Genomic DNA, 20,603 nt, shown 5'->3' with positions numbered 1-20,603 from the left:
TATGAGGGCGTCGATATTTATAACTGTAATATTACTTCTTGCTCCACTCGTTAATAGAGTCTTTGTTCATTTTTATGTAATCCGCATTACCGGCCTTTTCAGCCCCCTGCAATGACAATTTAGCCGAAGCAAGTGCCCCTTCTTTGTCGCCTGTTTTTGCCTGTATAAGGGCTTTTTGCCTGTACATGTAAAAAGGGACTTCCTCACCTTTTGGTGTAAGGTTTATAGCCGCGTCTATCCAGGTAAGTGCCTTGGTAAGGTCGGCATTGCTTTGGTAAAAATATTGCGCTGCGGCAAAATACGAGCCTGCGGTAGGGCCGCTCATAGCTTCCTCTATGCTTTTAAGCGCTGTTGCACGCGTAGGTACCTCAATTTTAACGGCTGCCATTGTTTTTTCCCATGCAATTTCAAGGTATCCAAAGTCGGCATCAAGGGCATTCATACCTATCGTAAGCGTTTCCACAGAACGATTAAGGAATTCAGGTTTTACACTTGTGCGTACTGCCTCCTTAGTTTCGTCCCATTTTTCAGGAAGGCCCCAGTTGTTTGTATCAGTGTAAAAAATAATATCCCAGCTATCTACTTTTGGCTGTGTATACAGGGCATATTTACCGGCCTTAAGGGTTTTTCCTGCAATAATCACATCATCGCTAAAGGTTACAGTGGTATTTGCATTCGCCCCTGTTCTCCACAAACGGCCAAAAGGAACCAACTCCCCGTAAACCGCTCTTCCCCTGGCACTTGGCCTGCTATAATCTATTTTAACAGTTGTAAGACCTACCATTTGTTCTATTACAGAATGTGGGCTCGCCTGGGGTGTTTGTATTTGCGCTGATGCGCTGAAGCAAAGCATAATAGCAGAGGCTGCGCCAAGGATTAAATTTCTCATATTAATAATAATTATTATTTTCGGTTGCTAAATTAGTTAATATCAGGTATACGGCTGTTAAAAAATACTAAAAATATAATATTATATACTTTCAGGGCCATTTTGTTTGAGTAACTTTAACAAAAAAATTCCTGAAAAAATGCTGTATACGCTCCATTCTAAACAAAATCTGCCCATAACCCTTGACGAGGTTTGGGATTTTATGAGTGATCCCAAAAACCTTGCCGTAATTACACCACCCGCCATGGGATTTATCACTACCGGAGGCGCAGACCGTAAAATGTTTGCCGGACAGGTAATAACATACACAATTACACCACTTTTTGGCATTAAAATGAATTGGGCAACCGAGATAACACATGTGCAGGACCACGCTTTTTTTGTAGACGAGCAGCGGTATGGCCCGTATGATTTTTGGCACCACAAGCATTTTTTTAAGGAAATTCCCGGAGGTGTAGAAATGGAAGACCTGCTACACTATAAGCTACCATTAGGTTTTATTGGCCGGATGGTACACCCTTTTTTGGTAAAACCAAAAATTGATGAAATATTTGCCTACAGGGAAAAAAAACTAATTGAACTTTTTGGCCCATTTAAAGAATAACCGATGATTGTATTCTGGTACCGGCGCGACCTGCGCATACACGATAATACTGCATTACACGAAGCACTAAAGGCCGGCGAAAAAGTGCTGCCCATTTTTATATTTGATAAAAACATACTGGCCGAGTTGCCGAGGAATGATGCACGGGTAACATTTATAGCGGAATTACTGGCGGACATTAATGCTGAACTAAAAAAGCACAACCGTTCACTGGCGGTATTTCATGATACACCTGAAGCTGTTTTCAGTAAATTGTTGCAGGAGCAGGATGTAAAGGCTGTGTATACTAACCACGACTATGAACCCTACGCCCGCGGGCGTGATGCAGAAATTGCTACCCTTTTAAAAGGTAAAGGCGTTGCATTTAAAACCTTTAAAGACCAGGTAATTTTTGAGAAAGATGAAATACTTAAGGATAACGGAGAGCCTTATATAGTATATACGCCCTACAGTAAGCGCTGGTTGTTTAAATTGGGCGAAAGCAAACCCGTAGTATATAATACTGAACTAAACGCAGAAAACGTCGCTACGCACCACTACCCTTTTTTAAGCCTGAACGATATTGGTTTTACGGAATCTGATATCAAACCCAAAAAATACGATGTTTCTAAAGGGCTAATAGACGATTATGAGGGTACACGTAACTTTCCGGCAAACGAAGATGGTACATCTCACCTGAGCCCCTACCTTCGGTTTGGCGCAGTAAGCATACGCGAACTGGTTAATAAGGCACTCCAGAGCAATACTATTACTTTTTTAAAAGAACTGATTTGGCGTGAATTTTTCATGCAGATATTGTGGCACTACCCACACACGGTTACCAAGGCCTTTAAGCCGCAGTATGACAATATAAAGTGGCGTGATAACGATGCTGATTTTACCGCCTGGTGCCAGGGTAAAACCGGTTATCCCATGGTAGATGCGGGCATGCGCCAACTGAATGCTACCGGGTTTATGCACAACCGCGTGCGTATGGTAGTGGCCAGCTTTTTATGCAAACACCTGCTGCTGGACTGGCGGAGGGGCGAGGCATATTTTGCCGAAAAACTGCTGGATTATGAACAAAGCAGCAACATAGGCAACTGGCAGTGGGCTGCTGGTACCGGTGTTGACTCGGCGCCCTACTTCAGGGTATTTAACCCAAGTGAACAGGTTAAGAAATTTGATGCAGACCTAAAGTACATCAGCAAGTGGGTACCTGAATTTCAGGATTTTGATTACAAGCCTATTGTAGAGCATAAAGAAGCAAGGGAGCGCGCGCTGCGGGTATATAAGGAGGGACTGGCCCAATAATGCCAAGCCCCCTAACCCCCGAAGGGGGAATTCCACTTAGCAGTTCCCCCTTCGGGGGTTAGGGGGCTAAGTTGCCTAAAATCCGTGATAATTTTATCGGCGTTGGTCATGTCCTGGGTTACGCCGTGTCCGGTTTTGTAGGCCACACAATATACACCGGCAGCCTTTGCGGCTTTTATGCCGTTTGTGCTGTCTTCTATAATTATACACTCGCTTTTATCAAAGCCGGTGCGCTTTACCGCTTCTATAAAAATGGCGGGGTCGGGTTTTGTAAACTCAAAGTCCTCACCACTTACCACATCATCAAAGCATGATGCCAGCATAGGAAATTTATCAAACACCCGCTTTATTTTTTCCCTGAAGGATGATGTGGCCAATATGGTTACGATACCATTGTCTTTTAAATAGGTAATAAAATCAATAAAGCCGGGCATTAGTTGCAAATCCTCGGCTTTATCGAATAAATCGAAATAAATTTTAGAGCGGAATTTAATAAGTTCCGGGTACTCCAGGGGTATGGTATACAACTGCTTTAGCTTACGCAGGTTATCTGTGGGTGCAGATCCCACAAAGGTAGCATATACCGATTCCGGCACATCAAGCCCCAGTTGCTTAAACAGTTCGGTATTGGCCCTTAAGCCCAAAGGCTCAGAGTTAATAACCACACCATCCATGTCGAAGATTACAGCATGAATTTTAGTCATTTGTTTGTTTGAAGTTTTAAGTTTCAGGTTAGTTTTAAAGTTGTTTGTCAAGCGGCCTGAGTGAGCCAACTTGAAACTTGAAACAATTATATTAAACTTGTAATCTTCCCGTAACTCAGTTCGCTAAAGTCTTTTATAACCATATCAGCCTGCGAAGTGTCCTGCAGGCTGTGTTCGTCGCTCTTGTAGCCAATGCAAAATATACCTGCCGCCTTTGCGGCCTTTACCCCATTTGTACTGTCTTCAATAACAATACACTCGTCAGCAGTAAAGCCCGTTTGTACTACCGCTTCTAAAAAAATGGCCGGGTGCGGTTTGCTGAATTCAAAGTCCTGCCCGCTTATTTTTGATTTGAAGTACTGGTTTAACCCAAAACGGTTAAATACCCTTTCTATCTTAACTTTAGATGATGATGACGCAAGTACAAGTGTAACTCCGTTATCATATAAATCGATAACCAGGTCCTTTAAACCGGGCATGAGCTGTAAGGTTTCGTCAGCGTCAAATTCACGGCAATAATAATCAAGGCATTGGTCAACCAACTCATCCTCTCCAGCCTTAACGCCGTATATATTTTTTATCTTCTGGATTATATTTTTATCGCTGTTCCCAATGAAGGTAGCATACACATCATCGGTAACATCAATCCCCAGGGATTCATAAAATTTTTTGTTGGCCCTGTGGCTTAGCGGTTCTGTATCCACCACTACCCCATCCATATCAAATATTACTGCCTTTATCATTTTTTTGAGTTTCTTAGTTGTTGAGGCACTTAGCCCCTTAGTTTTAAAAATTAAACACTAAACCAGGTTGCGTACCGTCTCCGCATTCAGTTCATCAAAATGGCTTATAACCCTGTCTGCTTCATCAAGGTTTTGCGGTACGGTATTGGCGCTCCTGTAGCCCACACAAAATATCCCGGCGGCTTTAGATGCTTTTATGCCGTTTGTACTGTCTTCAATAACAATACATTCGGTTACCGGCGTGCCGGATAGTTCGGCGGCCCTTAAAAATATGGCCGGGTGCGGCTTAGATTGCGGGAAATCCTCTCCACTAACTGTATGTGTAAAATACTGATGAAGCCCAAAACGGTCAAAAACCCGTTTTATAGTCTCCTTACTTGCCGATGATGCCAGCACCAGTTGAATTCCGTTAGCATGCAAATCTTGTATCAGGCTAAAAACACCCGGCAAAAGGGAAAGTTCTTCATTAGTGTCAAAAACCTCATTGAAAAAGTCGCGCTTGCTACGCACCAAGTCCTGTACTTCGTGCTCAAGTGCAAAGGCATCGATAAGGCGCTGGTAGGTATTCTTGGTGCTCAGCCCGGTAAAGGTGGCATACAACTCCGGCGTTACATCTATATTAAGGTGCTTAAAGTGCTTGTGGTAGGCAAAGTGGTGCAGTGGCTCGGTGTCTACAATAACGCCGTCCATATCAAAAATTACTGTTTTGACCATAGTTGTAGTTAAAACCCAAAAATACAATATCCCTTACAAAGAGTAAAGGATATTGCATAAAGTTTTCGTTATATCGATTTAGTGTCAGGCTTAAATATATGCCGTTTAAACCTTTTGCAGTATCTTTAGTCTAAATAATAAAGGTTTTGCACTTTGAACGACGAAAAGGCTTTTATAGCACAATTGCTTAACGACAGTACCCGCGATGTGGCCTTTCGCCAACTCGTGGCGCAGTACAGCCGCCCGTTGTATAACCACATCCGTACTATAGTGCTTAGCCATGACGATACCGATGACGTGTTGCAAAATACGTTTATAAAAGTATTCCAGAACCTGAAGAATTTTAAAGGCGAAAGCAAACTCTTTAGCTGGATGTACCGCATAGCAACTAATGAAGCGCTTACCTTTATAAGCCAGCGGGCACGCAAGGGTGGCCTTACCAGCGGTGAATTTCAGGAAAAATCGCTAAAAAACCTGACTGCAGATGAATATTTTGAAGGCGACGCCATACAGCTCAAACTACAGCAGGCCGTGGCAGCGCTGCCGGAAAAGCAGCAGTTGGTGTTTAAGATGCACTATTTTCAGGAACTGAAATATGAGGAAATTTCGGAGATATTAAATACCAGCGTAGGCGCACTTAAAGCTTCCTACCACCATGCGGTAAAAAAAATAGAGGATTATGTTAACCGCCATTAAACCATTTGGTAATACTAAAGTCTAATAACCATGAAGGAGTTTAAATTACATGAAGGAGAAAAACTAAAACCGGGGTTCAGTACGCCTGATAACTATTTTGAGGGCTTTACAGAAAGGCTAATGGCACAACTACCATTGGCTGAAGCTAAAGCAGAACCTAAAGTGGTAGCGCTGCACAGGCGCATACCGGCATGGCTTAGTGCCGCGGCGGTATTTATAGTACTGATGGCAGCAGGATGGTTCTTTTTGCTTGACACACCGCAAACTGCAAATCAGCCCGATGATGCCGCTATTGAAACCTACCTGGTATACAATACAAATGCCAGTACCTATGACATTGCCCAGCAATTGAGCCAGCAGGATATTGACAACCTGGAGGCATCATTAGCAGTGAGTGATGAAGCTATTGAAGAATACCTGCTCTACAACAACTTATACGAATAACAGATGAAAATATTTAAGACGTTATTACCCATATTACTGCTTATGTGCTGCCTTACAGGATATGCGCAAAATAAGCATGAGCAAATAAAAGCGCTCAAAGTATCGTATTTTACTACGGAGCTGAACCTGACCACCGATGAGGCAGCTAAATTCTGGCCGGTGTATAATGCTTACGACGAAAAGCAGTTTAAACTGCGCCATGATGTAATGCGCGGCCTGATTAAAAAAATTGATGAGGTAGGCTTAGACAAAATGAGCGACAAAGAAGCCGAAGGCTACCTCAATAAGCTACAGGCAGCAGATAAAGAACTCTTTAACCTTAAGGCAAAACTGGTAGAAGACCTTAAGCCCATTATTGGGTCGGCTAAAATTATGAAACTAAAAAAAGCAGAGGAAGATTTTAAGCAGAAGCTACTGGAACAATACAAAGATAAAAAGAAAGACTAACTCCTTTCTTTATTTTTTAGGTAAGAAAACCACGGGCACTACCCGTGGTTTTCTGCTATATAAAAGTGTTGTAATGTAGGGTGATTATGCTTCGATAGTTACCAACTGGAAACTATCGGTAGTATCTATAATTGTTTCACTTTTTAGAGTAGCAAGCATGGCAGCCGCTTTGTTGTATAGTACCGACTCGCTAAAATCTGCCGGATTAAGCTGCATCTGTAATAAAAGAAAAGTGGTAAACCACTTAACTTCGTCGGCATATGCCCTTATCACTTCCGAAACACCGGTATCATTACGGTTACATATTATTTTGGCGGTGCCGGAATATATTGCATTTTTCGCTTTAGGCCAAAAATTTTTTGGACTGTCGCCGTTCTCCTTAAATCTCATTTCGTTTCCCCCCGGAAGCTCCAGGACTAAAAAGTAATTCTGTGTCATTTTTATCCATTTTTTGGACATTTACGAGATCGTGAGTGTAGTGGTTTTAATTTTAAAAAAAAATTAACAAGTGTTACACCTTAAATAGTATAAAGGGTTAAATTACAATATGTAACCATAGGATTTTAATTAAATAAGTCTTTGTTAAATCTTATCTGCGCGTCGTGTTAAATGGCGATTGCGGATGCCTTATAAATATACGCGTGGTTACATCACTTGCGCCATCATCAAGTGGTAGTAGTGGCACATCTTCACCGTCCTCATTATAGGTGGCACCCCCTGCTCTGTAATATATTGACGGGTTATCAATCCGCCTGAAGTATAGCGAATCATTAAGCACCGCACGCCTGAAATACTTCTTAATGTAAGCCATGTCTCCTATTTTTTCAAGTTCCGCGTAGGCAGCATCATTACCGTTAACGCCAATATCATTCCTGCCGTTAAATTCCACCGAATGGTCTGGGTACCACTTTATGAATCTAAAGGCTTTTAGCTGTGCTTCAAGCGCGGCATTATCAGCTACATCATCGGTGGTGCCATAATCAAAATTACCAAAAAGCCCCGGAAACATACTGGCCGATGGCGTAGGCGGAAACTGCCATTCCCAGATGGGCGTGGTATAGATCTTTTCCCATTGCCCATCCGCATAGGTGTAAAAATGCGCCGAGTTGCAATTTGAAAAATCACCCCACTGGTTTACCAGCATGAGTTCGTCCTTTCCATCATCATTTACATCGCCGCAGTTTTCAATATAATGAAAGCCTAAGTGACCGCCGGGAAGCCGTAATTGTTTTTGTTTCCAATTTATAAATGACTTGTATTCAAGGTAGGAATTAAGAAACAACACATCCGAATATTCAAATGTAGTATCGGCACTCGTATAATATTTCGGGGCTTCTTTTATGTATAGCGAATCGGTATACCGCTCAATAAGGGTATCAGTAATTTTATCGCCGTCAAAATCTCCGGTAATAACAAACCGGTAGCCCATTATCGGCGTTGATTTACCCAGCAGCGAATCAGCTTTTATCTGTAGCGAGTCTTTTCCGGTAAGTGCCATAGGCACCTGCACATCCAGATGTTTTCTTGAGCAGGAAGCAATACATAACATTACCAAAAGGCTGCCGCCCAAAAGCGAAATTATTAAAAACCGCGGTTTCATAAGTGGTTGATTAGTGCAATAAAATTATGGAATATTTTATATGCTGAGGGTGAATTTTACAACATTATTTTTTGATAAAATTCTATATTTAACACTATAAGAAAATTATCTTACATTAGGTTTCCGTATCTTTATTCCCTTTATAAATTATATGAAAAAATCGGGCTCGGCTGACTTACCACTGCATGGCGGGCATGTACCGTTATGGCTTTCTGAGCGCATGGCTAAGCTGGGGCTTGCCATAGTGGAAACCATTGCCATGGAATTCGGCACCGCTGAAGTTATAGCGAAGCTGGCTAACCCGTTCTGGTTCCAGAGTTTTGGGGCGGTTATGGGTATGGACTGGCATTCTTCAGGTATTACCACATCGGTACTGGGCGCCCTTAAAAAGTCGGTTAACCCACACAGCCGCGAACTGGGTATTTATATTTGCGGCGGCAAAGGCAGGCACTCTACAAAAACCCCGCAGGAGCTTATAGCCGTGGGCAACCGAACAGGCCTTAATGGTAACGACCTGGCCAACCTGAGCCGCCTTACCGCAAAGGTAGACAACACGGCCATACAAGATGGTTTTCAGCTGTACCAGCATAATTTTATTGTAAATACCGCGGGCGACTGGTGTGTAATTCAACAGGGAATGAACAATGTTACCGGCACGGCGCGCCGCTACCACTGGCACAGCCACGATTTAAAATCGTTTATAAATGAGCCGCACACCTTTATTTATGGCGAAAACCAGGGGCAGATACTTAACCTTACCGCCGCAAATGCTGCCGGTACGCGTGATAAATCGTTGCTTATCGTAAACGAGCATCCGGATAAAATAATTAAAGAAATACAGCAGCACCTGATACTGCCCAATCACCATGATGTGCGCATGAAGGATGTAAACATGAAGCGCCTGGGCGCCATGCTATGGATGGCTCATGAAAACAAGCCTGAAGATTTTGAAGGCCTGCTGATGCTGCAGGGCATGGGGCCAAGGACAATACAATCGTTGGCGCTGGTTAGCGAAGTAATTTACGGTACCCCTACCCGTTTTGACGACCCGGCGCGCTTCTCCTTTGCGCATGGCGGTAAAGATGGGCATCCGTTTCCTGTACCTATAAAAGTTTTTGACGAAACCATTACTACGCTGCAAACCGCAATAAGCAGGGCAAAAATAGGCAATAGCGATAAAATACACGCCATTAAAAAACTGTCGGAAATTTCAATGGAAGCAGAAAAGAGTTTTACGCCAAACGATAATTTTGACGCGCTTATCATAAAAGAGCGTAACGAATCGTACCTATACGGCGGGCGCACCGTTTTTGGCGAAGCAAAGCCCCCTAAAAGAAATGGAGATGACAGCCAGTTGAGTTTTTGGCCATAAAATGCGCGTAATACACCTGTATGTGTTAATTAAGCCGTTTTAATTCATGTATTTCTTCCTCTGTTTCCGCATCATGAAATTTATGGAATATCCGGCCTATAAAAACGCTAAGCCTGTTTTTATAATCTTCAATCAGCCACTCCCTATAATTTTTGGTGGTCTTGCTTAGCAGCTTGGCATACTGTTTTACCCGAAACTCAATGTCGCCGTCCAGTTCCCGTGCCAGCTTTCGTGCTTCAGATATGTTTTCAGAATTCTCTATACACATAAAGGCATGCTGGCGAATAGATTTATCAATAACCGTTTTCGGCTTTTCCTTATTTTCTATCGAATCTTTAAATGCTTCCTCCACATCAAACGTTACATCAAGCGTTTTGCCAAACCTGGCCCGAAGGTCGTCCGGCATGGTATAAAAGTGGTAACTCTCTATCTCCTCGTCGGTACGGATGTTATTAAGGAACTGCTCCGGGTTTTTAAAGATGTACTGCCAGTCAATAGGGTCGCTCCACAGGCCAAAGCGCTGGGCATTGTTACCCAGGTCGATAACCGTAAACGTTTCCTTTTGCGGCAGCCTGCGTGATCCACGCCCTATCATCTGGAAATACAGCGTTAACGAGCGTGTAGCCCTGTTTAGTATAATCGTCTCTACCGTAGGCTCATCAAAACCCGTGGTAAGAATTGATACAGACGTAAGTATCGCATCGGGTGTTTTATTGAACCAGCTAAGTATTTTTTTACGCTCTACATCGGGCGTGCGGTTATCAAGGTGCTTTATGGGCAGCCCGGCGGCCCTGAAGGTTTCATAAACGTAGAGCGATGTATTGATACCGTTATTAAATATAAGGGTTTTTTTGCCATGGGAGCGTGAAATATATGACTGCAAAAGCAAATCCTGCATGGCACCGCGGGAATACAGCTCATCAGATGAGGCTACGGTATAGTCGCCGTTAATGCCCAGCTTTAATGAGGTAAGTTCTACATCATAGCCGTACATAATTGCCCTGGCAAGATACCCACGGTCTATCAGCGCCTTAATAGGCTCGCCCATAATAAGTTCATCGTAGGTTTCATACATCGGCAGCTCAATGTTTGAACTCAACGGCGTGGCAGTTACCCCCAGAAACAATGAGTTTTTAAAATAGGTAAACAGCTTGCGGAAACTATTGTAATGCGCCTCATCCACAATTACCAGCCCCACGTAGTCCATGTGGAACTTCTTGTCTTTAAGGCGGTTGTTAAGCGTTTCAACCATTGCTACATAGCATGAAAACTCGTTGTCATCAGGCAGTTCTTTTACGGCGCTGTCTATAACGGTATTTTTTACGCCAAAGCCGGTAAGCATTTGCGATGTTTGTTTGCTAAGTTCTATGCGGTGGGTAAGCACAAGTACCTTGCGCTGGTATTTCTCTATAAACCGGCGTGCTATTTCAGAAAAGATAACCGTTTTTCCGCCTCCGGTGGGCAGCTGGTACAATAAATGATAGTTATCGGGTTTGCCTTCAAACTTCTCAAATATAGTATCTATATCTTTTTGCTGATAATTATAAAGTTCTTTCCTGTCCCCTTCTTCTTCGTTTTGCATGGTGGTGGTGATAAACGCCAAAAATATACATTTACTTACTTTTTTCTGTTTAGAAAATCATAATTTATTTAAACGGCGTGTAAAAAAATGGTTGCCAAAATTATTTTTGAGCGTGCTGCAAAAGTAATATATTGAATACCAATTATTGATGTTTTTTTTACTTAAATCCAGCTTTACCGGTGTTCTGCATAAGTGGTGCCCTCCCATAAGTTTTTAAGTAGGGCGAGTTCCTCATTGCTTAACGGCAGCGCACGGGCAGCAGTTAGTGCGTCTTCTAGCTGTTGCGCAGTACGTACCCCTATAACAGCCGATGTTACCGAAGGATTATCTGCCACATAGCGCAAAGCCGTTTGCTGCATGCTACGCCCATGCAAAAGGCTTTTTGCAAGGTCTTGCTGTATAGTATCTACCATTTCTTCATCAATGCCGATGTACGGTGCTGCAGGCTTACCCGCCAGTAACCCCGATGCCACGGTACCGCGCGCCAGTACCCCAATTGTATTGTCTTTAAGGAGCTGCAGTGTTTCTTCTTCAGGCCTGCGGTCCAGCACGCTGTACTGCGTCATAACCGCGGCTATGTTACTACGGCTTACATATTCGCGTATCACATTAGACCGTATTGATGACAATCCGTAGCTGCGTATTTTGCCCAGTTCCACAAGGCGTTCAAAGGCTTCAATGGTTTCGTCAATAGGGTCATCTATGGTGCCGCCGTGCAGCAGGTACATGTCGATATAATCAGTCTGTAAGCGGCGCAGGCTGTCGTCAACGGCGGTAAGTATATATTCTTTTCGCGGGCACCACTCCCACCCCGATCCGTCTGCCTTCCAGCGGTTGCCTACTTTGGTTGAGATATGTATTTCTTTTCGTCTGCCTTTAAGGGCTGCACCCAGCAGTTTCTCGTTGTCGCCTTTTTCATATAGGTCCGCCGTATCAAACAGGTTGATGCCGTTATCTACAGCGTGGCCTATAAGCGTGTCGTTATCATTATATGACGCCTTAAGCGACATACATCCAAAACTGATTTCGCTGATTTTTAATCCATTTTTTAGGGTATTATATTGCATAATTTCTTCTATTTCTCATCCAGCAACTGCTGTAGTTTTACCTTTTCCGCTTCGCTAATGTTGGGTAAGATACTGGTTATCAATTCGCGGTAGCCCGGCTTTTTGAGTAGCTTACGCAGGTTGTCTTTACCAAATTTTACAAACTGCCATTTGTGGTGCAGTGTGGCGTTAACCAGGTTTTGCCACACCAGCGGGTCGGCTTTGCCTATATACAGAAGGTTTTGCAGCGCATTCTGGCGGATGCTGCTCTCATAACTGCTTCCTGCGTAGTGAATGAGCTCTGCATAATAATCATCTTTATTATCCGGGTTGTATGTTTTAGAGGCATACGCTAAAGTAAGCCACAGTATGCGTAGGTTTTTATCGTTAAACCCAATCCAGTTTTTACTGATGTCCAACAATTCTGCCTGCCGCTCCGGGAAACGCTTATACAATACATTAAGCGCTATCTCCTTAGTGATGTACGAATCGTCAAACAGCAGCGTTTTGTATTCTTCTGCAAATGCCGCAGGCACATTTGCAATAGTGCGCGCCACAGCCTGCCTCAGCTTCAGCTTACCGCTTGCCATAGCCAGCCGTATAATCTCAGCTTTCTCCTCAAACGGCACTTTAGCAATCTGGAACAACACTTCTTCCTTTACAGGATAAAACACATCCGATTTCATAATCGCCAAGTAGGTTTCTTTCGCTTCCGCGAAAGGTTTGCCTTGCAATTCGCCCAGCGAAAAATATGCCTGCATGAACTTGTTTTTGCCTAACAGGGCCAGCGCTTCCTCTACTTCAAAGGTGCCGCTTTCCAGCCATCGCCTCTTAAAGGTTTCGGTATCATAACCGGGTGCAACAGCCTTTACTTCAGATAGGAACTGGTTTGTATTTACATTTTTAAAGGCATACTTTGTCAGGTAGTTTTTCACCGCCGTGCGAAATGCCTCATGCCCCACTCCCTCACGCAATATATGCAGCGCCCATGCCCCTTTCTGGTAAAAAGACAGCGTACTGGCCTTTTCATTCATAACGGGAATGGTATCTGTTTTACTGGCTTGCTCCAGGCGTTCTGCAAGCTGGTACAGTTCATAATTAAAATGGTCTTCGCCATACAATTCCTGCTCGGCAAGCAGGGCATAATAGGTAGCAAACCCCTCCTGCAGCCAGTGGTGGGTGCCGCTTTCGGCCGTTACAAGGTCGCCAAACCACTGGTGCGCCAGTTCATGCGCATTCACATTGATGTAGGTACGGTCATTAAATCCCGTTTCATCTACCACAAAATCCTGGCTGAAAATTGTGGACGAAGTATTTTCCATACCCGCATACAAAAAATCGAGTACCGGTACCTGCCTGTATATTCCCCATGCATACGGCACCCCTATTTCCCGCTCAAAAAAATCGAATATCCGTTTACTATCGCGGTAGGTAGGCGCGTATTTAAGGCTGTCTTCCGTGCGCAGGTAATACTCCATCAGAGTGCCTGAAGTGGCTTTTTCTTCCCATTTTTTAAAATTTCCCATCGCCAGCATTACCAGGTAGCTGCTCATGGTCTTATCCATTTTATACTCCCAGAACCGTTCAGAATGCTCTGTAAACATCCCTGACATTTTACCGTTAGCCAGTACTTCATAGTTTGTATTGGCATCGCCCACGGTCAGGTTAAAAATTACTTTCTCGTTTACATCATCAAAACTGGGCAGCCAGTGGCTGGTATATTTCCCCTGGCCCTGAGTCCATAGCTGCACATCGCCGTTGGTAAAGCTTTGCCTGAAGTGTGGTATGGTATCGCCGCCTGCTGTTGCTTTAGTAACCCAGCCTGTGGTAGATGCGCTAACATCACCCACAAAGTACAGGGTTTGCTTAGGATGCGCCGTGTAATTAAATGTAACAGTGTTCTTTCCTTTTTTATAGCCTTTAAAAAGCTTCAGTGCCTTTGTAGAGGCTATCCAGCCCGTTTTCTTTCTGCCGTTAACTTTTACATCCTCAAACTGCATATTCTGCGCATCGATGTAAATGGTATCGGTTTTTTTGCCCAAAACCTCAAACGTATAACTCACAAAACCATGGACCGATTTTTCAGGTATGTTAAATGAAATCCGGGCATCCAGCGTTTTAAAATCTACCAATTTATATTGCTGGGCACCACATACCAGTGTGGCAAAAAGTGAGAGGGTATAAAAAATGGTTTTCATGCAGAGTATAGCTTTTTACAAAACTACACAATTACGCCATAATAAATCTCTAAATTATAGTGACACATTTTCCAAAGCTAACGTTAAAATGGCATCCGAACCGTTTTATATTTAGTATTTTTAACACTATAAAACGCACATAGAATATCATGCTCCACGTAAATAATATACTTATAAAAATAACCGTTTCAGCAGCATTGCTACTAGCGCTTGCGCTGCCGCAACGTGCACAGGCACAGTTACTCTCTACCCTTACCGGAACCGAAGCCACCTCCCAGGATGGTACGGAAGCCACAGCCGATTCGCTGGGCAGGCGTACGCCCCGTGGTACGGTAGATGGCTTTATACAGGCCATGGCCGACCAAAATTACCAACGCGCCAGCCAATACCTGAACATGAAACGCGTATGGCGCAGCAAAAAGCAGCGTGAGCGGATAGTAATAACCTTTCAGAAGCTGCTGGACCAAAGCGGTGAAATGGTGCCAACCGCCTTGATAAGCAACAAACCCGAAGGCCGCACGGATGACGACCTTGCCGTAAATAAAGATTATGTGGGTACCGTGAAGGCGGATGATGAAGCACTGAGCCTGTATGTGGAGAACAGCGAAAAAGAAGGCAGTCCCGCGGTTTGGAAATTTTCGCAGGAAACTGTTGACGCCCTGGCATCGATTTCTACCGAAGATACTACATTGCTGGATATTTTACTGCCCCAGCCCCTGCTGGACCGTAAAATGGGCGGTGTGCCTGTAGGCCACTGGGTAGCGGTAGTTATACTGGTATTGTTTTCCTATCTTATAGCCTGGGGAGCCGTTTCGCTGCTGGGGCTTATAATCCACGGCGTGTCTAAAAAAGCGCGTGAAGAAAACACCTGGACGATAATCAAGGCTATGGGGCTGCCACTAAGGCTCTACCTTGCGGTACTGCTGTTTGTTGCCGTTAGCCAGGAAGCAGGGGTTTCTATTATCATACGCCAGCGGTTTAGCGCCATAACGGTAACTATAGGCATTGTTGCATTTTTAATTTTACTATGGAGGCTGTCTGATATTATCAGCGATTATACCAAGAACCGCATGACGCTGCGCAAGCGTATTTCGGCCATATCGGTAATACTGTTTTTACGGCGTATGGCTAAAGTTACTATTGTAATAATAGGTATCATAGCCATACTGGGCGCTATAGGTTTTGATGTTACCACCTGGTTTGCCGCGCTGGGTATAGGTGGTATTGCACTGGCGCTGGGCGCCCAAAAAACAATGGAAAACTTTGTGGGCAGCGTAACACTCATTGCTGACCAGCCCGTTCGCGTAGGCGATTACTGCAAAGTGGGCGATATAACCGGGACCGTAGAATCTATAGGGATGCGCAGTACCCGGTTGCGTACGAATAACCGTACCGTGGTAACCATACCTAACGGTAATTTTTCCAGTACCAGCATAGAAAATTATGCCCACCGCGATCGTTTCCTTTTTAACCCAAAACTTGAATTCAGGCTGGAAAGCACACCCAACCAACTCCGTTTCCTGCTGGTAGAGATACGCGCACTCCTTTACGCCCATGCCAGCGTAAACCCCGAACCTGCAAAAGTGCGCCTCACCGGTATTACTTCCAGCGCCTATCTTATTGAAGTATTTGCTTATATTGAAGCCGTAAATTTTGATAGCTTCCAGGAAGTGCAGGAAGACCTTTACCTGCACCTGCTTGACATTGTTTCCAGGAGCGGCACCGAGTTTGCTTACCCGAGCCAGACACTTTACATAACCCGTGATAAGGGCAATAATGCTGAAAAAACAGCCCAGACGGATGATATCGTGAAAAAATGGAAGGAAAACAAAGAGATACGCCTTCCCGCTTTTGAACCGGAACATATAGAGAAAATAAAAGGCACCATTAAATACCCGCCCGAAGATAGCGTGGTGAAACCTGCTGAAGATAGTGTTCATCCGCAGTAGGCATTAGCTACACCCGGCTATATAGTGTGGACGTTGCAAACGGGAGTTGATACATTGGCATAAGTAAATGCCACTAATCATCTATAAGAATACGTATCTATTTGCAAAGAAACTATTCGTGCCAATACTTTTATTCTTTTATCAGCCTCCAGACTGCATTATTGGTAATTCTTAATTTATTATTTCAGAATAATTGTTATCTTCACACTTCCAAAACATCTTAAAATATGAAATCCAATCTGTTAAAGGTTACGGCTGTTTCTGCCGTTGCCTTACTTACCCTGTGCGCGGGCATACCCCGCAATGAAACCGCAAAACCTGAAAAAGAAACTGTTGTGTTTTTCGACGATTTTTCCGGTAAGGAAATCAACCGTGATAACTGGAATGTATCCGTTAGCGGCCATATTACTAACAACGAGCTGCAGGCCTATGTAGATTCCAGCGCTACACTACAGTTATCTGATAATGTAAGCGGCGCTAAAAATGGCGCACTGGTCATAAAGGCGCATTATTCCCCCGGCTTTAAAACTAAAGACGGCCAAACACAAGACTTTATTTCGGGCAAGCTTGAGTCGCACGGCAAAAAAGAGTTTGTAACGGGTAAAATGTCGGCGCGTATGAAACTTCCTGCCGGCAGTGGCTACTGGCCCGCCTTCTGGGCGCTGGGTATTAATAAAAAATGGCCTGATTGCGGCGAAATTGACGTTATGGAGTATGTAGGCGAACCTGAATGGATAAGCGCGGCCCTGCATGGCCCCAACTATTTTGGCGAAACGCCGCTGGTAAATAAGCTCTTTCTTAAAAAAGAAAATGATGTTACCCATTGGCATGTATATGCTGTAGACTGGCAAAAGGATGCACTGCTGTTTTATGTAGACGATGTGCTGTACTACCGCGTAACCCGACCCATGGTAGAGCATTATGGTAAATGGGCTTATGATAATCCGCATTTTTTAATTGTGAATTTTGCTCTTGGGGGCGCTTATCCTGCCAAAACGACCGGCGTTAAACAACCTTATTTGGGGTTACCACAAAGCACGCTTGATGATATAAAGGCGGGTAATGCAAAGGTATATGTAGATTGGGTAAAAGTTACAAAATAGCATATGACAGACCAGAGTTTAGTAGGTTTCTTGGGGTTCTCCACTCCGGTGCGCTCCGGTAACTAACTATATTGTCATATCTCCTTCTTCGAAATGTAGTAGCTTTTACTATATATAAATACAGCCGTACTGAATAAGTGCGGCTGTATTTATATAATTTTCATTGTCCATATCACTAACTTTCTACTGCTTAGCGTACCAAGGTCGTTATATGAGGCTTCGGGGTATCGAATTATCCCTACGGCAATGTCTGTGTAACGGCATTTATGCGGACATCAGGACTTTAAGCAAGGATTAGATAAGGCTAAGTATGGTAATTCCAGTATATGGTATCTTTGTTGTAAATATAGTAAACTACGTTATCCATCAATTGGTAATAATGGTCTACATGTGAAAAATCTACAACGGCAACGAATTAAATAGTTTGAAAATCAAATCGAAGATGGCCAGACTAAAACTTTGGCTTATGAGAAACTTACTTACATAGCTTAAAAATGAGAAGGTATCCAGCATTTGACAGCCAGGCTAATTTCAGCAATTTCATTAAAAGTAATACCGGTATGACACCCTCTGAACTGCAGGAGAACATTTTGAGAATCTATAAGTAATTAGTATAAATTCATAACTAACCCGCTAATTTTTACAGTTACATTTGACATTATATATATTTATGGTTTTAGGTTGAGTTTTGTAAAAGCAGGGAGTTACAGGCCCTGCTTTTCTTAAAAAAATCCATTAGCCAAAAACCTTTTTAGAAACCACCACCGCATTTCATGAAGCTTTTAAAATGAATAAATAAAGGCACAATCGCAAGGTGTTCAATCATAATTCCCCCGTACTCCCGGAAATAAAAACAACGCCAGATGAAGACAGCGGCGTTGTTTTATTATCTTAGATATCTCTATATCCTATAAATTTTGTCCCGTTACCGAATCATTGAAAAATGGCCTCTATATTTTCGGCCGTCTTCTCTTTCTACCGTAAACCAGTAATCTGTAGCGGGCATTGCATTGCCGTTAAATTTTCCATCCCATCCCGGGCTGTTACCAAAAAAGGATGTAATATGTTTGCCGTATCTGTCAAAGATATGAACCGTTAAGGCAGGCTCATTCCAGGAATATTTAATACGCCACATATCATTAATACCGTCTCCGTTAGGGGTAAAAAATTTTGGAAACATCATGAGCACTACTTCTTCTGTAGCACTACCACAACCATTTTTATCGCGTACAAATACAGTATACATCCCACTCCCCAGCCCCGAAAATTGTGGGCTATCCTGGTAAATAAAACCATCTAACGAATATTCATAATCACCACTGCCTGAAACCGATATATTTATTACATTGAGGCTGTCTGTCCAGTCGGTACTATATACCTCTTTGATTATTGGGGTGTCCGAAATATAGACTGTTACGGTTTTAGAATTTTCGCACAGCCTGCCGTTATAATCCCTGGTTACCGTTAGTGTATAATTACCGGGCTGGTTTACAGTTATGTCCCGGCTCGTTTCGCCGGTAGACCACAAATAGCTTTCAAAACCTTCCGGGGCAGAAATAATGATGCTGTTATCCCTGCAAGTACGGTAGCTTTCCGGCACCATTATTTGAGGCTTTGGCTCAACAAAAAGTCCAAATGAAGTAATGGCATAACAACCAGAATTTATATCTTCTATTCTTGCATAAACCGTTTGGGGATTACTGATATTAGTATAGTTTTCGGGCAGGTTGTTTGTTGCTAGGCTTACATGTTCTAAACTGTGATGGTAAGTTATAAGAAAATTATCCGGATTTTGATTGCCAAGGATTAAGGTATTTTGCGCTGTAAGGATAAAAGTAGAGTTACCGGTGCCCTCATCACACATTCGCATATCATTAGGCTGGATTATTGACGGTGGAGGAGCAATATGAATTATCACCCTGCTACTCCTTGTTACACCGTTTTGCTCTGCCGTGAGCCGTACTTCAAAACTTCCTGCTTGCTGATACGTATGCAATGGTGTTGTTTCCTGAGACGTAGAGCCATCGCCAAAATCCCAGTGAATATTACTAAACAATCCCGGGCTACCTATTGAAAATAACGATTGCTCACCTATACATACGGTATTTTCATGGCCTATCCTCAATGGAGAAAGTATAGTGTTTGGCAACCCCACCGTGCTAAAAACACCCGGGACTCCTCCTAAACTTATTCCATCTTCTTCAAAGTCACAGCCGAGACCAATAACATCCGGTTGATGGATAACCGACAGGAATCTTCTGCTATTTATGGCTACATATATTTTGTCATCAGGCCCTCTTTGAAGTGCCCCAACAGATAGTCCCATAGCAGAAAGTGTATGAGTATAAATTTCAATGCCTGACGCGGCAATATTGTTTGCCTGCAAATTATACTGATATATCTTTCTGGTAAACAAATCAATTGCAGTGCTTATGTATAAAACATCTCCGGAGGCCGAAAATTCTACATTATAATCACTCGTGGTTGTAACCGTAACAGGATTGGATACTACTCCCGTTGATGCATTAAAATCAAACAATTCTGTGCCGTTTTGCATTCTAAACCTGCTTAAAGCAAGCTTAGATCCATTTGCTGATATCTTTAAACAAGCCTGGCCTGCCTGGTCTGTAATAAAACCAACATCACTAATAACAGGGCTCGAAGCAACACCGTTTGCAGTAACTAAATAAACAGTAAACAAACTGGTGCCATAATTGTGTGCCACAACCCATATATCTTCTCCGTTACTGTGCCATGTTGCGGTAAGTGCCTCGGTTATGGGGGTATTCAGTAAGGTGTTCTTTTCGGTTACTGCACCTAACCCGCCATCGTCCTCCATGTTAACCACAGAATATCTCAAGCCGTTCGCACCGTTATTTTGATCGGTTGTAAATATAAAATATATATTTTGGCTCTGAGGTTTCGGTATTATTAGTGATGATTGAACACTTGAACGGTGGCCTGTTAAGTCGTGCCCATTTACCATTGTTTCATGGTTCTTGTTCCATACCCGTTCTCCGTTTGTATAAAACATAAGTTCACCATCAGTGTTAGCGATAGATGCAGATCCTTCTGGTGAATATAATTCTCCATCGGTAAGGGCTACAGGTGCGCCTCCGTTAAAATCCAACCCCGCATTACCACCAAAATACCAGATATTATATTCCTGAGCCTGTACACAAATAGTAAGGAACAGAAATGTTATAATCGTTTTCATTG

At 43.2% G+C, this 20,603-nt stretch carries 18 protein-coding genes; 8 read left to right on the top strand and 10 right to left on the bottom strand.

The features are described 5' to 3' along the window. Positions 1-31: 31 nt before the first annotated feature. A complete protein-coding gene (locus tag ACLI09_RS16405) occupies positions 32-889 on the bottom strand; it encodes a DUF2911 domain-containing protein (protein ID WP_411420729.1) in 858 nt (285 codons plus the stop codon). A 139-nt stretch (positions 890-1,028) separates the two neighbouring features. Between ACLI09_RS16405 and ACLI09_RS16400 the strand changes: the two genes are divergently transcribed. Then, positions 1,029-1,493: an SRPBCC family protein gene (locus tag ACLI09_RS16400; protein WP_411420728.1), complete on the top strand. Its 465-nt coding sequence runs from the start codon at positions 1,029-1,031 to the stop codon at positions 1,491-1,493. Between the two features lie 3 nt (positions 1,494-1,496). Continuing rightward, positions 1,497-2,786 (top strand): cryptochrome/photolyase family protein, encoded by a 1,290-nt coding sequence (locus ACLI09_RS16395; RefSeq protein ID WP_411420727.1) that lies wholly within the window; start codon positions 1,497-1,499, stop codon positions 2,784-2,786. 11 nt (positions 2,787-2,797) lie between these two features. Here the strand turns inward: ACLI09_RS16395 and ACLI09_RS16390 are convergent, their stop codons facing one another. From ACLI09_RS16390 to ACLI09_RS16380, 3 genes are all read right to left on the bottom strand, one after another. Then, a complete protein-coding gene (locus ACLI09_RS16390; RefSeq protein ID WP_411420726.1) occupies positions 2,798-3,490 on the bottom strand; it encodes an HAD family hydrolase in 693 nt (230 codons plus the stop codon). An 86-nt stretch (positions 3,491-3,576) separates the two neighbouring features. Then, positions 3,577-4,233, bottom strand: coding sequence for an HAD family hydrolase (locus ACLI09_RS16385; RefSeq protein WP_411420725.1), 657 nt, complete (start codon positions 4,231-4,233; stop codon positions 3,577-3,579). A gap of 57 nt (positions 4,234-4,290) precedes the next feature. Next, on the bottom strand, positions 4,291-4,947 hold the full coding sequence (locus tag ACLI09_RS16380) for an HAD family hydrolase (RefSeq protein ID WP_411420724.1): 657 nt from the start codon (positions 4,945-4,947) through the stop codon (positions 4,291-4,293). A gap of 153 nt (positions 4,948-5,100) precedes the next feature. Between ACLI09_RS16380 and ACLI09_RS16375 the strand changes: the two genes are divergently transcribed. Genes ACLI09_RS16375 through ACLI09_RS16365 form a run of 3 tightly spaced genes read left to right on the top strand, consistent with a single transcriptional unit; the run spans position 5,101 to position 6,534 of the window. Further along, positions 5,101-5,643, top strand: a complete 543-nt coding sequence (locus tag ACLI09_RS16375) for an RNA polymerase sigma factor (RefSeq protein WP_411420723.1) — start codon at positions 5,101-5,103, stop codon at positions 5,641-5,643. Between the two features lie 30 nt (positions 5,644-5,673). After that, positions 5,674-6,087: a hypothetical protein gene (locus ACLI09_RS16370; protein ID WP_411420722.1), complete on the top strand. Its 414-nt coding sequence runs from the start codon at positions 5,674-5,676 to the stop codon at positions 6,085-6,087. Positions 6,088-6,090: 3 nt separating this feature from the next. Then, a complete protein-coding gene (locus ACLI09_RS16365; protein ID WP_411420721.1) occupies positions 6,091-6,534 on the top strand; it encodes a sensor of ECF-type sigma factor in 444 nt (147 codons plus the stop codon). Between the two features lie 84 nt (positions 6,535-6,618). Here the strand turns inward: ACLI09_RS16365 and ACLI09_RS16360 are convergent, their stop codons facing one another. Both ACLI09_RS16360 and ACLI09_RS16355 read right to left on the bottom strand, forming a co-directional pair. After that, entirely contained in the window at positions 6,619-6,972 is a 354-nt protein-coding gene (locus ACLI09_RS16360; RefSeq protein ID WP_411420720.1) for a hypothetical protein, read from the bottom strand. A 151-nt stretch (positions 6,973-7,123) separates the two neighbouring features. Beyond that, the gene (locus tag ACLI09_RS16355; protein WP_411420719.1) at positions 7,124-8,134 is read right to left on the bottom strand and encodes a hypothetical protein; all 1,011 of its coding nucleotides are present in this window, start codon (positions 8,132-8,134) and stop codon (positions 7,124-7,126) included. A 151-nt stretch (positions 8,135-8,285) separates the two neighbouring features. Between ACLI09_RS16355 and ACLI09_RS16350 the strand changes: the two genes are divergently transcribed. Continuing rightward, positions 8,286-9,506, top strand: a complete 1,221-nt coding sequence (locus ACLI09_RS16350) for a DUF763 domain-containing protein (protein WP_411420718.1) — start codon at positions 8,286-8,288, stop codon at positions 9,504-9,506. A gap of 25 nt (positions 9,507-9,531) precedes the next feature. Here ACLI09_RS16350 and ACLI09_RS16345 read toward each other — a convergent pair whose 3' ends face one another. The 3 genes from ACLI09_RS16345 to ACLI09_RS16335 all read right to left on the bottom strand — a co-directional run bounded on the left by ACLI09_RS16345 (position 9,532) and on the right by ACLI09_RS16335 (position 14,332). Then, positions 9,532-11,088, bottom strand: a complete 1,557-nt coding sequence (locus ACLI09_RS16345; RefSeq protein ID WP_411420730.1) for a DEAD/DEAH box helicase — start codon at positions 11,086-11,088, stop codon at positions 9,532-9,534. 173 nt (positions 11,089-11,261) lie between these two features. Further along, complete coding sequence (locus ACLI09_RS16340) at positions 11,262-12,155, bottom strand: aldo/keto reductase (protein ID WP_411420717.1); 894 nt, start codon at positions 12,153-12,155, stop codon at positions 11,262-11,264. 8 nt (positions 12,156-12,163) lie between these two features. Next, complete coding sequence (locus ACLI09_RS16335; protein WP_411420716.1) at positions 12,164-14,332, bottom strand: M1 family metallopeptidase; 2,169 nt, start codon at positions 14,330-14,332, stop codon at positions 12,164-12,166. A gap of 149 nt (positions 14,333-14,481) precedes the next feature. Here ACLI09_RS16335 and ACLI09_RS16330 point away from each other — a divergent pair, with 149 nt between their 5' ends. Beyond that, positions 14,482-16,281, top strand: coding sequence for a mechanosensitive ion channel family protein (locus ACLI09_RS16330; protein ID WP_411420715.1), 1,800 nt, complete (start codon positions 14,482-14,484; stop codon positions 16,279-16,281). A gap of 227 nt (positions 16,282-16,508) precedes the next feature. Beyond that, positions 16,509-17,384, top strand: a complete 876-nt coding sequence (locus ACLI09_RS16325) for a family 16 glycosylhydrolase (RefSeq protein WP_411420714.1) — start codon at positions 16,509-16,511, stop codon at positions 17,382-17,384. Positions 17,385-18,309: 925 nt separating this feature from the next. On the opposite strand, the gene ACLI09_RS16320 is transcribed toward ACLI09_RS16325, so the two are convergent. Then, positions 18,310-20,601, bottom strand: coding sequence for a T9SS type B sorting domain-containing protein (locus ACLI09_RS16320; protein WP_411420713.1), 2,292 nt, complete (start codon positions 20,599-20,601; stop codon positions 18,310-18,312). Positions 20,602-20,603: the final 2 nt, after the last annotated feature.

This window comes from Flavobacterium sp. RHBU_24 (genome assembly GCF_046613695.1).
In the GTDB taxonomy this organism is placed as follows: Bacteria; Bacteroidota; Bacteroidia; order Flavobacteriales; family Flavobacteriaceae; genus Flavobacterium.
The sequence above is the reverse complement of the archived record's forward strand: the minus strand, read 5'-3'. Positions and strand labels throughout refer to the sequence as shown.

What these genes read in the sequence shown, in the direction of transcription:
- ACLI09_RS16400 (WP_411420728.1), top strand. Translation starts at nt 1,029, where the DNA reads ATGCTGTATACGCTCCATTCTAAACAAAATCTGCCCATAACCCTTGAC.
- ACLI09_RS16390 (WP_411420726.1), bottom strand. Translation starts at nt 3,490, where the DNA reads ATGACTAAAATTCATGCTGTAATCTTCGACATGGATGGTGTGGTTATT.
- ACLI09_RS16335 (WP_411420716.1), bottom strand. Translation starts at nt 14,332, where the DNA reads ATGAAAACCATTTTTTATACCCTCTCACTTTTTGCCACACTGGTATGT.
- ACLI09_RS16405 (WP_411420729.1), bottom strand. Translation starts at nt 889, where the DNA reads ATGAGAAATTTAATCCTTGGCGCAGCCTCTGCTATTATGCTTTGCTTC.
- ACLI09_RS16350 (WP_411420718.1), top strand. Translation starts at nt 8,286, where the DNA reads ATGAAAAAATCGGGCTCGGCTGACTTACCACTGCATGGCGGGCATGTA.
- ACLI09_RS16340 (WP_411420717.1), bottom strand. Translation starts at nt 12,155, where the DNA reads ATGCAATATAATACCCTAAAAAATGGATTAAAAATCAGCGAAATCAGT.
- ACLI09_RS16385 (WP_411420725.1), bottom strand. Translation starts at nt 4,233, where the DNA reads ATGATAAAGGCAGTAATATTTGATATGGATGGGGTAGTGGTGGATACA.
- ACLI09_RS16355 (WP_411420719.1), bottom strand. Translation starts at nt 8,134, where the DNA reads ATGAAACCGCGGTTTTTAATAATTTCGCTTTTGGGCGGCAGCCTTTTG.
- ACLI09_RS16360 (WP_411420720.1), bottom strand. Translation starts at nt 6,972, where the DNA reads ATGACACAGAATTACTTTTTAGTCCTGGAGCTTCCGGGGGGAAACGAA.
- ACLI09_RS16365 (WP_411420721.1), top strand. Translation starts at nt 6,091, where the DNA reads ATGAAAATATTTAAGACGTTATTACCCATATTACTGCTTATGTGCTGC.
- ACLI09_RS16325 (WP_411420714.1), top strand. Translation starts at nt 16,509, where the DNA reads ATGAAATCCAATCTGTTAAAGGTTACGGCTGTTTCTGCCGTTGCCTTA.
- ACLI09_RS16395 (WP_411420727.1), top strand. Translation starts at nt 1,497, where the DNA reads ATGATTGTATTCTGGTACCGGCGCGACCTGCGCATACACGATAATACT.
- ACLI09_RS16330 (WP_411420715.1), top strand. Translation starts at nt 14,482, where the DNA reads ATGCTCCACGTAAATAATATACTTATAAAAATAACCGTTTCAGCAGCA.
- ACLI09_RS16345 (WP_411420730.1), bottom strand. Translation starts at nt 11,088, where the DNA reads ATGCAAAACGAAGAAGAAGGGGACAGGAAAGAACTTTATAATTATCAG.
- ACLI09_RS16320 (WP_411420713.1), bottom strand. Translation starts at nt 20,601, where the DNA reads ATGAAAACGATTATAACATTTCTGTTCCTTACTATTTGTGTACAGGCT.
- ACLI09_RS16380 (WP_411420724.1), bottom strand. Translation starts at nt 4,947, where the DNA reads ATGGTCAAAACAGTAATTTTTGATATGGACGGCGTTATTGTAGACACC.
- ACLI09_RS16370 (WP_411420722.1), top strand. Translation starts at nt 5,674, where the DNA reads ATGAAGGAGTTTAAATTACATGAAGGAGAAAAACTAAAACCGGGGTTC.